The organism is uncultured Mobiluncus sp. (assembly GCF_947087965.1).
GTDB lineage: Bacteria > Actinomycetota > Actinomycetes > Actinomycetales > Actinomycetaceae > Mobiluncus.
In genome coordinates, this window is the sequence record NZ_CAMUES010000001.1 from 277649 (window position 1) to 292842 (window position 15194).

At 50.5% G+C, this 15194-nt stretch carries 11 protein-coding genes and 1 pseudogene; 9 read left to right on the forward strand and 3 right to left on the reverse strand.

The annotated features are described in order from the left end of the window. Nucleotides 1-52: 52 nt before the first annotated feature. Nucleotides 53-1042 (reverse strand): phosphate acetyltransferase, encoded by a 990-nt coding sequence (gene pta, locus Q0V70_RS01260; RefSeq protein WP_297587456.1) that lies wholly within the window; start codon nucleotides 1040-1042, stop codon nucleotides 53-55. A gap of 204 nt (nucleotides 1043-1246) precedes the next feature. Between pta and gnpA the strand changes: the two genes are divergently transcribed. The 5 genes from gnpA (at nucleotide 1247) to Q0V70_RS01285 (ending at nucleotide 8608) form a co-directional block, all read left to right on the forward strand. Further along, nucleotides 1247-3499 (forward strand): 1,3-beta-galactosyl-N-acetylhexosamine phosphorylase, encoded by a 2253-nt coding sequence (gnpA, locus tag Q0V70_RS01265; protein WP_297587459.1) that lies wholly within the window; start codon nucleotides 1247-1249, stop codon nucleotides 3497-3499. A 102-nt stretch (nucleotides 3500-3601) separates the two neighbouring features. Beyond that, nucleotides 3602-4924: an ABC transporter substrate-binding protein gene (locus Q0V70_RS01270; RefSeq protein ID WP_297346131.1), complete on the forward strand. Its 1323-nt coding sequence runs from the start codon at nucleotides 3602-3604 to the stop codon at nucleotides 4922-4924. Between the two features lie 116 nt (nucleotides 4925-5040). Further along, nucleotides 5041-6060: a carbohydrate ABC transporter permease gene (locus tag Q0V70_RS01275; protein ID WP_297346132.1), complete on the forward strand. Its 1020-nt coding sequence runs from the start codon at nucleotides 5041-5043 to the stop codon at nucleotides 6058-6060. 25 nt (nucleotides 6061-6085) lie between these two features. Beyond that, on the forward strand, nucleotides 6086-7021 hold the full coding sequence (locus Q0V70_RS01280; RefSeq protein WP_297346137.1) for a carbohydrate ABC transporter permease: 936 nt from the start codon (nucleotides 6086-6088) through the stop codon (nucleotides 7019-7021). Nucleotides 7022-7090: 69 nt separating this feature from the next. Then, a complete protein-coding gene (locus Q0V70_RS01285) occupies nucleotides 7091-8608 on the forward strand; it encodes a family 20 glycosylhydrolase (protein WP_297587461.1) in 1518 nt (505 codons plus the stop codon). 28 nt (nucleotides 8609-8636) lie between these two features. Here Q0V70_RS01285 and Q0V70_RS01290 read toward each other — a convergent pair whose 3' ends face one another. Then, entirely contained in the window at nucleotides 8637-9389 is a 753-nt protein-coding gene (locus Q0V70_RS01290; protein WP_297346134.1) for a GntR family transcriptional regulator, read from the reverse strand. Nucleotides 9390-9565: 176 nt separating this feature from the next. On the opposite strand from Q0V70_RS01290, the gene guaA reads away from it, so the two are divergent. Then, nucleotides 9566-11152 (forward strand): glutamine-hydrolyzing GMP synthase, encoded by a 1587-nt coding sequence (gene guaA, locus Q0V70_RS01295; RefSeq protein ID WP_297346135.1) that lies wholly within the window; start codon nucleotides 9566-9568, stop codon nucleotides 11150-11152. A gap of 177 nt (nucleotides 11153-11329) precedes the next feature. On the opposite strand, the gene Q0V70_RS01300 is transcribed toward guaA, so the two are convergent. After that, nucleotides 11330-11659, reverse strand: a complete 330-nt coding sequence (locus Q0V70_RS01300; protein ID WP_297587464.1) for a hypothetical protein — start codon at nucleotides 11657-11659, stop codon at nucleotides 11330-11332. Between the two features lie 335 nt (nucleotides 11660-11994). Between Q0V70_RS01300 and tet(W) the strand changes: the two genes are divergently transcribed. The 3 genes and pseudogenes from tet(W) to Q0V70_RS01315 form a co-directional block, all read left to right on the forward strand. Next, nucleotides 11995-13914, forward strand: coding sequence for a tetracycline resistance ribosomal protection protein Tet(W) (gene tet(W) / locus Q0V70_RS01305; RefSeq protein WP_279105575.1), 1920 nt, complete (start codon nucleotides 11995-11997; stop codon nucleotides 13912-13914). 50 nt (nucleotides 13915-13964) lie between these two features. Beyond that, the gene (locus tag Q0V70_RS01310; protein ID WP_297587467.1) at nucleotides 13965-14732 is read left to right on the forward strand and encodes a class I SAM-dependent methyltransferase; all 768 of its coding nucleotides are present in this window, start codon (nucleotides 13965-13967) and stop codon (nucleotides 14730-14732) included. 169 nt (nucleotides 14733-14901) lie between these two features. Then, nucleotides 14902-14979 (forward strand): annotated as a pseudogene (locus tag Q0V70_RS01315) (sigma-70 family RNA polymerase sigma factor); the annotation flags it as partial. Between the last annotated feature and the right edge of the window lie 215 nt (nucleotides 14980-15194).

Here is a 15194-nt window from a genome sequence, read left to right on the forward strand (position 1 = left end):
TGTTCCTTCTTCTTTTCACAAGGGCGGCCGCGGGGGTGCTCCCCTCGGGAGTCTACCCTTGGGCTTGGATAGCGGTAATGATGATGGTGTTGATGATGTCGTCCACGGTGGCTCCGCGCGACAAGTCGTTGACCGGGGCGTTTAGCCCTTGCAAGATGGGTCCTACCGCCAGTGCGCCACTGGTGCGCTGCACTGCTTTGTAGGTAATGTTTCCGGCATTTAAATCGGGGAAGATGAACGTGTTTGCGTGTCCGGCAACGGGGGATTGGGGAGCTTTCTGGGCAGCCACGGACTCGACTACCGCGGCATCGAACTGGAGCGGACCGTCAATAGCTACGTCCGGGGCGGCTGCCTGGGCTTTCGCGGTGGCATCCCTGACCAGATCAACCAGTGGACCAGAGCCGGAGTCAATCGTGGAATAGGACAGCATGGCAACTTTCGGTTCCAAGCCAAACTGAGCCGCGGTCTGGGCCGAAACAACCGCGATGTCCGCCAGCTGCGCTGCGTCCGGGGAAATCGTGACTGCGCAATCCGAATACACGTCACAGTGGTCATCGAAAACCATCAGGAAAGCTCCCGAGACCAATTTCACTCCCGGCTGGGTCTTAATGACTTGCAGCGCGGGTCGAATGGTGTGGGCGGTGGTGTGAGCCGCTCCAGAGACCATTCCGTCGGCATCGCCGCAGACAATCATCATGGTGCCAAAGAAAGAAATATCTTTCAAAGTTTCCTTTGCCTTGGCTTCGTCCATGCCCTTGTGTGTGCGCAGTTCCACCAGTTTGGCGGTGTAACGGGCCAGCTTTTCAGCATCGTCGAGGGAGACGATTTCGGCCGCGGAGAGATCCAACCCGAGAGCGGAGGCTCTAGCCTGGATGGTGGCCTGGTCTCCCAGCAGAACCAAGTCAGCGACGCCCTTCTGGAGGATGTCTGCGGCAGCTTTTAAGATGCGTTCATCGTCAGATTCTGGCAGCACGATTCGTTTCCGGCTTAAAGCAGCTTTTTTAGCCAGTTCGTTGAGGAATGAGGTTTTGAAATCGCTCATGTCCAGCTCCAATTCTTCGGTCAGGGTCCTGAAACCCCCGATGGGAATAGACTAACTTTAACGATAATCCTACTAATGTTTTTCCTAGACAGATTTAGCACCGCTATCGGTAATCCTCTGAAAGCTCGACCGGCGTGCAGTGTTGAGGTGTAGCCTTAGTAAAAATTTCACTTAGCGAGATGACAATTTCAGAAAGGAAGCCGTATGTCCGGTCGAGTTACTCTTCCCATCGAAAACGGAATGGATGATGAAATCCGTCAGATAGCCAGGCTTTGGGGGGCTGATGCAGTACGTAACTCGGACGGAACCAAGTTGCCCCCCATAACTTCTGAACTGGGGGCAAAAATATACGAAACTTATTTCGTGGGGCGCGGAGACAATGATTGGGCTCATGCCCATTCCCAGGATAGGCCACAAATTTTCCTGATGAGTCAACGTTGCCCCGCATTAGGTGATGAACCGCTTCGTATCTCAGTCATGGATGGTTACCTGGATAAACAGGTTGAGCCGGATGTTCAAGCTGACCTCCAGCGTTACTGGCAGGTGATTGATCGCACCACCGGGGAAACCCTCCCTTCTGAAAAATGGAGTCTGGCAGGAAGGGGAGCAGACACTCAGGTGTGCATTGCAAAACCCGCAGTTGGACACGTTTATACGGTAGACTTCCTGGCTTGGCAAAACTGGGATCCGGTGCAAATGTATAACTACATCACGAATCACTGGGAGGACGATCCTCAGCGGATTCGCGAACAACCTTATGACATTCGTAATCCCGAAACTTGGGACTATGCCCAAGCCCACATGGATAAATGGTTAAAGGATCATCCGCACGTGGATGTGGTGAGATTTACGACCTTTTTCTATCAGTTCACCTTGGTCTTTAACAATCGAGAAAAAGAAAAAATGGTCGACTGGTTTGGCTATCTCGGATCTGTATCAAAGCTAGCGTTGGCTGAGTTTGAAGCGAAATATGGGTATGCATTGACCCCGGAGGATTTCGTTGACGAGGGTTACTATAACTCTCCTTTCCGGCTCCCTAGCTTACAGTTCCTCAATTGGATGGAGTTTTTAGGTGAATTCGTTACGGAGCGGGCGCGCATTATGGTGGATAAAGCCCATCAGTACGGTAAAGAAGCCATGATGTTTCTGGGTGATCACTGGATTGGAACTGAACCCTATGGTGATGATTTTCCTTCTATAGGTTTGGATGCTGTCGTCGGCTCGGTTGGTTCAGCTGCAACGTGTCGGATGATTTCTGACATTCCAGGGGTTAAATACCATGAGGGTCGTTTCCTGCCATATTTTTTCCCGGATGTGTTTTTTGAGGGAGCTGACCCGGTTCCCGAGCTCGAGGCTCGTTGGTCCCAGGCTCGTCGCGCGATTGTGCGCAATCCTTTAGATCGGATGGGATACGGAGGCTACCTGTCTCTGCCTGTGAAATTTCCCAAGTTTGTCCAGAGAGTCTCAGAAATCACAGATGAATTCCGTTCTCTTCATGAAGTAAGTGGGGGCGCGAAACCCGCAGTGTCCACAATTAAAGTAGCGATATTAAATGCTTGGGGGAAAAAGCGTTCCTGGATGACCTCGATGGTGGCTCATGCCAAGCCGTATTTCCAAACTTATGCCTACGAAGGCGTGCTGGAATCACTGGCAGGACTGCCGTTCACAGTGAGTTTCATTAACTTTGACGATGTGTCGCGCGGAGCCCTCGCGGATGTCGATGTGCTCATCAATGCCGGTCAGGCAAACACGGCATTTTCTGGTGGAGATTTTTGGGCACAACCGGGTATTTCTGCGCGAATTCGCGAATTTGTCGCTGCAGGAGGGGGATTTATCGGCGTCGGCGAACCAACCGCCTGTTTCGTGCCGGGGAGTGGGACATTTTTTCAATTGAGTGACATTCTTGGTGTAGACAAGGAAGTTGGTTGGACTCTTTCTACAGATCGGTATGTTGATGTTGCGGAGACTCACTTTATTATTGAGGGATTTGACGTTTTGGAACAACGCAGCCGGGGCAGAGGCTTAAAGGAGATTAACGTCCTCGAAGTGGAGTCGCAGCCTCAACCCGGGCGGGAACAAGCGTTGCTCGATATTGGTCCCGGAGTGGGGAGCATCGTTCCGACAGGTGCCCAAATACTGCAATTTATCGATGGTTCGGTTGACTTGAGTGCACACGACTATGGCAAAGGTAGGGCAGTCTACTTCGCCGGGTTGCCTTATAGTAGTGTGAACTCGCGGTTACTGCATCGTGCAATTTATTGGGCAGGTCACGCAGAGGAACGTATTGCTGAAAATTACTTTGCGGACAGACCAGAGGTAGAAGTGGCTTTCTATCCTGAGGTTCACAAGGTTTTCGTGTATAACAACTCGAACGCTGCATGGACTGTCAATGTGATGGGGCCGAAACCTTTCCAAGTCGCTTTAGGAGCGCGGGAATCCCGTTGGAAAACCGTCTGAATTAATTTAGGAAACCCTCCCCAAGGAGGAAAAACTGTGGTTGTATTAAAGTGTGGTTTCCTTGAACCATGCTCCAAGATAACCGAGGAAGGTAGATTAAATATGCAATTAACGTCTAAACTGCGTTTTGCTGTGATTTTTGCTGGTGCTGGAGCGCTAGCTTTGACCGGCTTGACCGCGTGCTCATCCGGAGGGGATACCAAGGGGGGAGATACGGGTGCTTCTGGCAAACCGGTGACGATTAAATACCTGCACCGTCTACCTGACGGAGAAGGCATGACAAAAGTCGATGACGTGGTCGCCCAATGGAATAAAGAAAACCCAGATATTCAGGTCGAAGCTGTGAAATTTGACGGTAAGGCTCAAGAACTGATTAAGAAGCTGGAGACTGACGTTAAAGCTGGTACGGCACCGTGTTTGGCTCAGGTTGGCTATGCAGATTTGGCTGAAGTTTATGTAAAACAGCTGGTAGAGGATGTTTCTGGGGAAATTAGCAACTACCGTGATCAGTTTGCTGCTGGGCCTCTGGACTCTATGAGTATCGATGGCAAGTACTTTGGTCTACCTCAGGATACCGGTCCTCTGGTGTACTACTACAACAAGGCAGCCTTCGATGAACTTGGCCTGACTGTTCCCACTACAGCTGACGAATTTGTCGAGACTGCCAAGAAAGCAGCCGAAAAAGGCAAGTTTATTGTGGACTTCCAGACCGATGAGGCCGGTAATATGCTTCCAGCACTGAGCGCTGCTGCTGGCGATCAGTGGTTCACGATTGAGGGTGATGCTTGGAAGATTGATACCGCTGGAGCTGGCTCTACTAAGGTGGCCGACTTCTGGCAGAAACTACTTGACGCGAAAGCAACAGCTACAGTGCAGCGTTGGGATGAAGAATCCTGGAAGGCAGCTTTGAATAGCAACCTGATTGGCACAATTGGGGCAGCGTGGGAAGCTCCGCTGTTGGCTGGTGACATGGCTGGCACTCCTAACGAGGGCAAGTGGGCGGTAGCTCAGCTTCCGAAATTTGGGGATGAGGCTGCTTCCGGTCCCGATGGTGGTTCCGGTGTGGCTGTTGTCAAGGGATGCGCTGCTCCGGCAGAAGCCATGAAGTTCAATGCTTGGTTCAACACACAGATTGATGCTCTGGTTTCTCAGGGTCTGGTGGTCGCTGCCAAGGGTACTATGACTACTCCCGAGAAGGTTTCTGCATTCTATGGAGGTCAGGATGTGTTTGCAGAACTGGCCAAAGCTAATAGCGCGATGAAGCCCTTCACCTACATTCCGGGTTGGTCAGCAGTACAGGCAAACGCTGAAGTTGCTGCGAAGGCTGCGGATGGTTCCGGTAAAGTGGCTGATATTTTCAGCTGGAACGCGGATACCGCCAAGTCTACGTTGAGCAATCTAGATTTGAAGGTTTCTGAAAAGTAGCGTGTTTTGTTCCTTACGGGACAACAGCGAAAACGTTGAGTCATGGGTGTTCACTGAGCAATTAGTTTCAGCGAACACCCATGACTCCATTTGAACCAAATTGATGGGGAACCAGAATGGAAAAACAAGTTGAGGAAGCAACGCCGGCGCAGCTGGTGAGTTCGGAAAAACAATCATCTTCGTCTCAAGAGTCTCAGAGTAATGGTAAAACGAGGCGAAGGACATCGCCGCAGGCAAAAATTCAAATTCGCGCGGGTTGGGCTTTTTTGGCTCCTTTTGTAATTTTATTTGTTCTGGTATTCCTGGTTCCCATTTTTGTATCGATATACTCTAGTTTTTTCCAGCTTAAGACAACTGGTGGGGGCGCGTATGGTGGGGGCGAGTCTGCTAACGTATTTGTAGGACTACAGAACTATCAATACGTCATTACCTCACATGATTTTTGGATGGGAATCGGTCGCGTAATTCTCTATACGTGTTTTCAAGTTCCGGTAATGATTATCGCTGCTTTAGTTTTGGCGCTAGTGCTTGATTCATTCCTAGTAAGACATGCGACGATATATCGATTAGGATATTTCCTGCCTTTCGCCATCCCCGGTGTTGTGGCGGCGATGATATGGCTTTACTTGTATAATGCGGAGGTTTCTCCCCTGGTAAAGGGCTTAGCTGCGATGGGAATTAACGTCAATTTTCTGAGCCGGAACGTCGTGTTAGCTTCTATGGCAAACATGACGACATGGACCTATACCGGATACAATATGCTGATTTTTTTGGCAGCGCTTCAAGCTATTCCTCCGGAACTGTCCGAAGCGGCGCGTATTGATGGCGCTAACGGACTACAAATCATGACTCGAATTAAGATGCCTCTGCTGCGACCAGCGGCACTGTTGGCGGTATTGCTGTCTATTGTGGGTACTATACAGCTATTCAACGAGCCAACGGTGATTAGCTCGACTCAAACGTGGATGGGCAAAGCCTATACACCCATGATGATGGCATATAACACCACTATGGGATCTTTAACTCCCAGCGGTGACGGCCCTGGCTCTGCGGTGGCAATCGTCATGGCGCTCATTGCCGGTGTATTGGCAGTGGGATATTTCTTTGTTGATCGAAAGGTAGGCGGAAATGACTAAGAACCATAATTCTAAACTGTTGCATATGGTGACCGAACATTCTCCGCAAGGCTTCGATTACATTCCGTCCCGAGAAGGAATGCCGCCTCGGGCTATTGCTCCCTCCATGATCTCTCGCGGGATTACCACTTTCATGCTAATCCTGGTGCTTTTCTATTTCATTTTTCCGGTCTATTGGGTCATCATCTCAGCCACAAAGACTAATGCCGAGCTTGCTAACACGTTCGGATTGTGGTTTGCAGCGCACGGTGAGAATACTGAGAGTAAAAATCTCGTAGAGGCGATTGGGGTTAATTACGACAAGTTAATGAGCTGGACTCGCGGTAACTTTTGGCGTTGGGTTGCGAATTCTTTAATCTATTCCACAACTGCAGCTGCCATCGGTACCCTTATTTCTGTTATGGCAGGATATTCCTTGGCAAAGTTTACTTTCCCAGGAAAGAATTTGTCTACGGGTATCATCATGGCGGGATTGTTGATGCCGGCCGCGCTTTTAACGGTTCCGATGTATATCGTCTTTTTGCACCTCGGTATTTCTAACACCATGGCGTCCATTATTGTGCCGTGTTGCGTGTCTCCTTTCGGAGTTTTCCTCGGCCGGGTTTACGCGCAAACTTCGGTTCCTACCGAGCTTATCGAGGCGGCACGGATTGATGGAGCTTCGGAAGCGCGCATTTTCTTTACCATAGTATTGCGTATCCTCGCCCCGGCTATGGTCACAATTTTTCTGTTCATCTTTGTTGCTTGCTGGAACAACTTCCTGCTCCCCTTGATGATGATTTCAACCGACACTTTGAAACCGGTTACATTAGGACTTTACGGGATGATGAGCTACTTTAATCCAGAAAAGGGCGCGGTAATGATGGGTGCTCTATTCGGGGTAATCCCGCTGATCATCCTGTTTTTAGGTCTGCAAAAGTACTGGCAGTCAGGGCTGGCTGCCGGTTCGGTCAAAGGCTGATTTTCGATCCTTAACCAATGTGGTGATTATTCTTGGTACAGGACTTTCATTAGAGGTTGAGAAAATAACATGACTTTTGCATTCCCCGAGCGTGGTGTGACTTTATGCGCTTCACAAGTTGGCATTTCGTTAGATTTTATAGAGGCTCTGCTGGAGCGTATGCATGAGCTCGAACTAAATACGCTTATTTGGGAACTGAAACTCAAATCACCCCGTTGGGAACTTGCGAATACCTGGCATTATTACACCACATCGCAAGTATCGCAGGTATTAGCATTAGCGCAACGTCTCGGGATTGAAGTGATTCCCGAGGTAAATGCTCCAGGGCATATGGGAATTTGGTTAGAAAACTATCCGCAATATGCCTTGAAACGCCTCGACGGAAGTGTGGATCCGGAGGGAAGACTGGATATTACAAATCCACAAGCGATTGACTTCTATCTTCAGATAGTTGACGAATACCTGCGTATTTTCCCCAGCCGTTGGTGGCATATGGGAGCAGATGAATACATGATTCACGACTCTTTCGCTAACTATCCGCACCTCGTGGAATATGCCCATCAAACTTTCGGCACCAGCGCTAGTGAATACGACGTTTTTAACTCTTTCGTTAATGAAGTTAACCAGTTTGTGAAAGGGCGTGGCCGACGTTTGCGCACCTGGAACGATGGAATACACGAAACTTCTGTCGTACATTTAGATACCGACATTTTGATTGAATATTGGAAAGATGAAGGTCTGCGTATAACCGATTTTATACAGCGAGGCCACGAGGTCATTAATAACAGTGAGGTTCTGTATTGGTCCAGATCTCATCCACCGTATCGAGTCGATGCCCTTGCCTTATGGGAAAGTAACTGGGATGCCCGCACATTTATCGGTAATCAATATTTATCAGACGTTCTGCAGGGTGGTGACCGTAAACAACGGGGCTTGCGGGTCTCAATCTGGCCTGATGAGTCCTTTCGGCAGACTGAGCATGAGGTTTGGGAAGCAATTCAAGATTCCCTGATTCTGGTGGCCGAGCTAGGTAAATATGGCATCAAACGTCATCATGATTGGCACACTGTCCGGATGAGTTCCCTACCTGTGCCCACAATAGACGACAGTACCGTGTCTCCCGGTCTATATGAGATACCTGGACTGGACGCGGTAGGAAAGGGGCCCTGGCGAGTCCAGCACACGCCAGACGGATATTGCACCCTCGCGGATACAGCTTGCGGAAAGAACTTGACCTTGAAAGACGGGCAAAAGCATTTGGGTGTGGTTACCCAAGCCGGGGCGCGACCGTCGCTGGAGCCCCCAGCTGACATGTCCGTGAGTTGGCCTGCAGGATGGGATGAAGCTGAAAGCCGAAACACTCAAAAATGGATAATCAGCGCTGCAGTTTTCACAGATAACCCAAACCCATCCCAGACTGATGAAGTTTTTTGCATAAAACCTGCCCTAACCGGTCAAATCCTAACCCACACTTGTGAAGGCGTAGCACAGTGGCCCTTCGACAGCCTACAGGGCGAGGGCACGTTCACCTTCCGGAAAGTAACGCTCTCGACAGTCGATAAAAAACCCAGCTCTGACATCATTTGATGCCAGAGCGAAGAAGGGGGCGAAGAAGTTAGTGTGCAAAGAGCGTGTTCTTGAGAGCAAAACGGTCTGCGCGGAACAGGTATTCACCATAAGCGGCAATCTTTCCGGATTCGTCATAAGAGACATTTTGGATGCTCAGCACCGTGGAGCCCGCAGGAATCCGCAGGAGTTGAGCCTCTGGGGCGCTGGCCTTGCGGGCGGACACCGCTTGGCGTGCCATCGTCACAACGACGCCGCGTTCAGCTAGGGCATTTTCGAATGAATCACGTTCCAAGGCGGTGGCAGCCGGAGCTATCGAAGAACGAATCATGTCAAACATGAGTCCGGCGGGCTGCCGGTCGCTCATGCGCAGTCGGCGAATAGTGGTCACGTTGGTGCCGGGGGACACCTCCAGTTTCAAGCTGACTTCCTGGCTGGCCGGGGACGTGCCATAAGACAAGACTTCCGTAGACGGCTTGTGTCCATCGGTTTTCATCTGGTCGTAAATGGTCGAAAGGACATTCGGGCGATGCACCCGGGTTGGTGCCACCTGAGTTCCGACACCGCGACGGCGCACCAGCAGACCATGGTCGCCTAGTTGTTGCAGGGCTCGGCGCGCGGTGGGGCGGGATACGTTGAGACGTCGCGCCATGGAAAGTTCGTCTTCCAAGCGTGTACCGGGGGTGAGCTGCCCTGAGAGGATTAACTCTTCAATGGGCTGAGCAATTTGATGGTAGAGCGGAACCGGGGAGTTCCGATCCAGTCGGACATCAGCCTCGAAATACGTTGGTACCTGACTCATGGCGGGTCTCCTTTCCCTCGTGCCATAGGTCCTTCCTTTGACCCTACATACTATTGTATCGACAATTATTGGCCTGACAATAGGGAAAACCGTTGAAATATCAACGAATTATCCCTGAATTTAGTCTGAGAATTCGGGAGTCAATTTATGGCGAGGAAATGTTTTAGGATTAACTCATGGCTGAAAACTTGCAAGATGGTAAACCCGTGGGACCGGTGTTAGTTGTTGACTTTGGCGCGCAATATGCCCAACTAATCGCACGCCGGGTTCGCGAGGCGAAAGTTTACTCGGAAATTGTGGGACATAACCTGACCGCACGGGAAATATTGGATAAACAGCCTTCGGCCATCATTCTCTCAGGTGGACCGTCTTCCGTTTATGCGCCGGGAGCTCCCGCCTTTGACCCAGCCGTTTTTCAGGCAAATGTGCCGGTACTAGGCATTTGCTACGGGTTTCAGGTCATGGCACAAGCCCTGGGGGGCACCGTTAGCCCTACCGGAACTTCCGAGTACGGCCGGACCAACTTGGAAGTTGTTACAGGCAGTCGGCTGATGGATGGAACCCCATCTGAACAGGTAGTTTGGATGAGTCACGGGGACGCAGTTTCGGCAGCTCCCAGCGATTTCCAAGTTATCGCGGCGACAGATGATACAAAGATAGCTGCCTTTGAAAATCCTGAACGAGGCCTGTATGGAGTGCAGTGGCATCCGGAAGTTCGGCACAGCGCCTATGGTCAGAGGCTTTTGGAGCATTTTTTGCATGACCTGGTCGGCTTGGATCCGGTGTGGACACCGAAATCCATCATCGACACCCAGGTGGCCGAGATTCGCCAGCGTGTGGGTGATGCTCAAGTTATCTGTGGTTTGTCTGGCGGGGTCGATTCTTCCGTGGCGGCCGCTCTGGTTCATAAGGCCATCGGAGACCAGCTGACCTGCATTTTCGTTGACCACGGTTTGTTGCGTGCGGGGGAGCGCGAGCAGGTGGAGCGGGACTATGCCGCCAACATGGGAATTCGGGTCAAGTACGTAGACGAGTCCGCACGCTTCTTGGGAGCGCTGGCGGGGGTGAGCGAACCGGAACAGAAACGCAAGATTATCGGTCGCGAGTTCATTCGGTCTTTTGAAGCGGCTCAACGTGAGGTTGTGGCCGAAGTCGGCGCCAGCGGCGGGGAAGTAAAGTTCCTGGTCCAGGGCACTTTGTATCCTGACGTGGTGGAATCTGGCGGCGGCAGCGGCACGGCTAATATCAAGTCGCATCACAATGTGGGCGGATTGCCAGAGGATTTGAAGTTTGAGCTCATCGAGCCGCTGCGCAAACTGTTCAAGGACGAAGTGCGTGCTTTGGGTCGCGAGTTGGGGTTGCCTGACGTCATCGTGAACCGCCAGCCTTTCCCCGGTCCGGGCCTGGCCATTCGTATTATTGGAGAGGTCAACGAGGAACGCCTGCGGATTTTGCGGGCGGCGGATTTGATTGTGCGCAACGAACTCAGTGCAGCCGGACTGGACACAGAGATTTGGCAGTGTCCCGTGGTGTTGCTGGCCGATGTGCGTTCGGTGGGAGTGCAGGGTGACGGGCGCACCTACGGGCATCCCATTGTGCTGCGTCCGGTTTCCTCAGAAGACGCGATGACCGCGGACTGGTCGCGTCTGGATTGGGATTTGGTGGCGCGGATTTCCAACTTGATTACCAACCAGGTTCCCGAAATCAACCGCGTAGTGCTGGACTGTACATCCAAGCCACCGGGGACCATCGAGTGGGAATGACGCTCGAAACGGCGAAAACCCGCATGAATACAGGCTTTTTTGCCCGTCCATACTGCTCTTGATACTGGATTGATACTATTTGTGTCCGCCCGGTATTCTCAAGAGAAAAATCCCAAAAGGACAAGCAAAACCGCCCTGCTGAACGACAAATTCAGCAGGGCGGTTTTTTTGCTTGTCTTATTTATTTTTCCGCCAAGGGATATAATATTCGCTTTCCAGGCCATCGTCGCAGGTATGGGGCCAGTTGAGTTTCCATTCAAAATACTCTTCCCTGGTGATCTCCCCGGCGTGTAACTCCTGCTGACGAAAAAGCCATTCCCGCATGAACTCGTCCACAAGGCCATACTGGAAGTACATACCCACGGGAGGGTGTGCGGGCCAGTCATCGCTATCATTGTACCGTACAGCGGTATCATCAGCGGCCCCTGCTCTGCCCGGATTGCGGACAAGTTGGAACAGGCGGATAGCGCCAGGGCTGTCCTCGTCCAGCCAGAAGAATGTCCGCATGAAGTCCTCGGCAGAGCCGGTAAAATGATTTCTTGTTTTTTAGAGCGTACTATGATATACTGCTATTATCCTGATTTGAGGAGTCTATCAAATATGCGGCAAGGTATTCTTAAATAAAATTTGATAATGGGCGCAAAAATGATTGCCCCTTGCAGGGGCTTGGTTTTTGTACCCAATTTTAAGAATACTTTTGCCTTTTTAGTAAATATCGTGACGGACCGCGGCTTATGTAAGTCGTGTATGTTTCTGTGTGTCCGAAGTCATGATCCCCAGCGGTAAAAGTATTAGCCGCTGGGGATTTTTGCGCCCATTCGGGCCTTGTATGGAGGATAGACATGAACATTATCAATATCGGGATTCTTGCCCATGTAGACGCTGGAAAGACGACCTTGACGGAGAGTCTGCTATATGCCAGTGGAGCCATTTCAGAACCAGGGAGCGTCGAAAAAGGGACAACGAGGACGGACACCTTGTTTTTGGAGCGGCAGCGTGGGATTACCATTCAAGCGGCAGTCACTTCCTTCCAGTGGCACAGATGTAAAGTTAACATTGTGGATACGCCCGGCCACATGGATTTTTTGGCGGAGGTGTACCGCTCTTTGGCTGTTTTAGATGGGGCCATCTTGGTGATCTCCGCGAAAGATGGCGTGCAGGCCCAGACCCGTATTCTGTTCCATGCCCTGCGGAAAATGAACATTCCCACCGTTATCTTTATCAACAAGATCGACCAGGCTGGCGTTGATTTGCAGAGCGTGGTTCAGTCTGTTCGGGATAAGCTCTCCGCCGATATTATCATCAAGCAGACGGTGTCGCTGTCCCCGGAAATAGTCCTGGAGGAAAATACCGACATAGAAGCATGGGATGCGGTCATCGAAAATAACGATGCATTATTGGAAAAGTATATCGCAGGAGAACCAATCAGCCAGGAAAAACTTGCGCGGGAGGAACAGCGGCGGGTTCAAGAAGCCTCCCTGTTTCCGGTCTATCATGGCAGCGCCAAAAAGGGCCTTGGCATTCAACCGTTGATGGATGCGGTGACAGGACTGTTCCAACCGATTGGGGAACAGGGGAGCGCCACCCTATGCGGCAGCGTTTTCAAGGTTGAGTACACCGATTGCGGCCAGCGGCGTGTCTATCTGCGGCTATACAGCGGAACGCTGCGCCTGCGGGATACGGTGGCCCTGGCCGGGAGAGAAAAGCTGAAAATCACAGAGATGCGTATTCCATCCAAAGGGGAAATTGTTCGGACAGACACCGCTTATCCGGGCGAAATTGTTATCCTTCCCAGCGACAGCGTGAGGTTAAACGATGTATTAGGGGATCAAACCCGGCTCCCTCGTAAAAGGTGGCGCGAGGCCCCCCTCCCCATGCTGCGGACGACGATTGCGCCGAAAACGGCAGCGCAAAGAGAACGGCTGCTGGACGCTCTTACGCAACTTGCGGATACTGACCCGCTTTTGCGCTGCGAAGTGGATTCCATCACCCATGAGATCATTCTTTCTTTTTTGGGCCGGGTGCAGTTGGAGGTCGTTTCCGCTTTGCTGTCGGAAAAATACAAGATTGAAACAGTGGTAAAGGAACCCACCGTCATTTATATGGAGCGGCCGCTCAAAGCAGCCAGCCACACCATCCATATCGAGGTGCCGCCCAACCCGTTTTGGGCATCTATCGGACTGTCTGTTACACCACTCCCGCTTGGCTCCGGCGTACAATACGAGAGCCGGGTTTCGCTGGGATACTTGAACCAGAGTTTTCAAAACGCTGTCAGGGATGGTATCCGTTACGGGCTGGAGCAGGGCTTGTTCGGCTGGAACGTAACGGACTGTAAGATTTGCTTTGAATACGGGCTTTATTACAGTCCAGTCAGCACGCCGGCGGACTTCCGCTCATTGGCCCCGATTGTATTGGAACAGGCATTGAAGGAATCGGGGACGCAGCTGCTGGAACCTTATCTCTCCTTCACCCTCTATGCGCCCCAGGAATACCTTTCCAGGGCTTATCATGATGCACCGAAATACTGTGCCACCATCGAAACGGCCCAGGTAAAAAAGGATGAAGTTGTCTTTACTGGCGAGATTCGCGCCCGCTGTATACAGGCATACCGTACTGATCTGGCCTTTTACACCAACGGGCAGAGCGTATGCCTTACAGAGCTAAAAGGGTATCAGGCCGCTGTCGGCCAGCCGGTCATCCAGCCCCGCCGTCCAAACAACCGCCTGGACAAGGTGCGCCATATGTTTCAGAAGGTAATGTAAAGATACATAATCGTCAAGACGGCAACAATCAGAAGTTATGGAGGGTAACAATGGAATATCGTAAGGAAGATTTAATGGAAGCAAAAAAGCAAATTTTGGGAGTGGGAGAGAACATGGGAACAGAGGAAAGTAAAAAAATCTGGGAGGAGAACGCACAATTTTGGGATAATGCAATGGGTGACGAATCTAATGAATTTCACAGAGAGGTAGTGCGTCCCAAAGTAACGGAACTTCTATCTCCTAATCCTGCGGATTATATTTTGGATATTGCGTGTGGCAATGGAAATTATTCTTCGTATCTTGCACAAAGAGGCGCTTCGGTTGTCGCTTTTGATTACAGCAAAAAAATGATAGAATTGGCTAAAAGACGGCAATCACAATATGCAAAACAAATTGAATTTTGTGTGGCGGATGCGACCAATAGAAAAAGTATATTAGAATTAAAAAGAAATCGAGCCTTTACGAAAGCAGTTTCTAATATGGCAATTATGGATATTACGGATATTGAACCGCTTTTTATGGCTGTTTATGAACTATTGGAGGAAAACGGGATTTTTGTCTTTGCAACGCAGCACCCTTGTTTTATCACATTGACTGAAAAATATATGACACCGCACAGTTACTATGATATAGCGATTGAAGGGCAACCGAAAGAGCAGATTTATTATCATCGTTCCATACAAGATATTTTTAACCTTTGTTTTAGAGCTGGATTTGTCATTGATGGATTTTATGAAGAATGTTTCAAAACCAACAAAGAAATTCCTATGGTAATGATAGTAAGGCTTAAGAAGGTAAAACGTGATACCTTACAATAAATTCAAGTTTGTCGGGTAAATAGCAAAGCCAGCCGAGCCAGCGGGCGGTCAAGATGAACGGGCTTCGCCCACCGTTGACAGCCCCGCCCGGTTTCGCAGTTAGGCAGTCAAGGAGCGACAGCAAGGAGTGCTGCCGCCCCGCACTATTATTCAGAGAGGGGGAATTTCCATGACAGACCAGAAAGCCTATCAAGAATATATCCAGCGCAGGTACAACGCCTCTTGCAAGGCTGTTATCCGCTGTGCCTGACAGCGTCCGTCCGTGCCGGAATTATGTAGAGCTCCACATAATTCTGTTGTATTTCCCAGCCTTTTGTGATACTATTTTGATACTAATAAACTTTACAGCCGAAAATAGCAGGTGGAATATTAACATATTTGCGAAAGTTTTTCCTGCGAAATCACCTCAAATACACCCTACTATATCTGAATTTGCCGAGTGGGAATAGGTCCATCTAGTGT

Bases quoted from the DNA above. Each gene is read 5' to 3' on its own strand.
- pta (WP_297587456.1), bottom strand. From the start codon at position 1,042: ATGAGCGATTTCAAAACCTCATTCCTCAACGAACTGGCTAAAAAAGCT.
- gnpA (WP_297587459.1), top strand. From the start codon at position 1,247: ATGTCCGGTCGAGTTACTCTTCCCATCGAAAACGGAATGGATGATGAA.
- Q0V70_RS01290 (WP_297346134.1), bottom strand. From the start codon at position 9,389: ATGAGTCAGGTACCAACGTATTTCGAGGCTGATGTCCGACTGGATCGG.
- Q0V70_RS01300 (WP_297587464.1), bottom strand. From the start codon at position 11,659: ATGCGGACATTCTTCTGGCTGGACGAGGACAGCCCTGGCGCTATCCGC.
- Q0V70_RS01280 (WP_297346137.1), top strand. From the start codon at position 6,086: ATGGTGACCGAACATTCTCCGCAAGGCTTCGATTACATTCCGTCCCGA.
- Q0V70_RS01285 (WP_297587461.1), top strand. From the start codon at position 7,091: ATGACTTTTGCATTCCCCGAGCGTGGTGTGACTTTATGCGCTTCACAA.
- Q0V70_RS01270 (WP_297346131.1), top strand. From the start codon at position 3,602: ATGCAATTAACGTCTAAACTGCGTTTTGCTGTGATTTTTGCTGGTGCT.
- guaA (WP_297346135.1), top strand. From the start codon at position 9,566: ATGGCTGAAAACTTGCAAGATGGTAAACCCGTGGGACCGGTGTTAGTT.
- Q0V70_RS01310 (WP_297587467.1), top strand. From the start codon at position 13,965: ATGGAATATCGTAAGGAAGATTTAATGGAAGCAAAAAAGCAAATTTTG.
- Q0V70_RS01275 (WP_297346132.1), top strand. From the start codon at position 5,041: ATGGAAAAACAAGTTGAGGAAGCAACGCCGGCGCAGCTGGTGAGTTCG.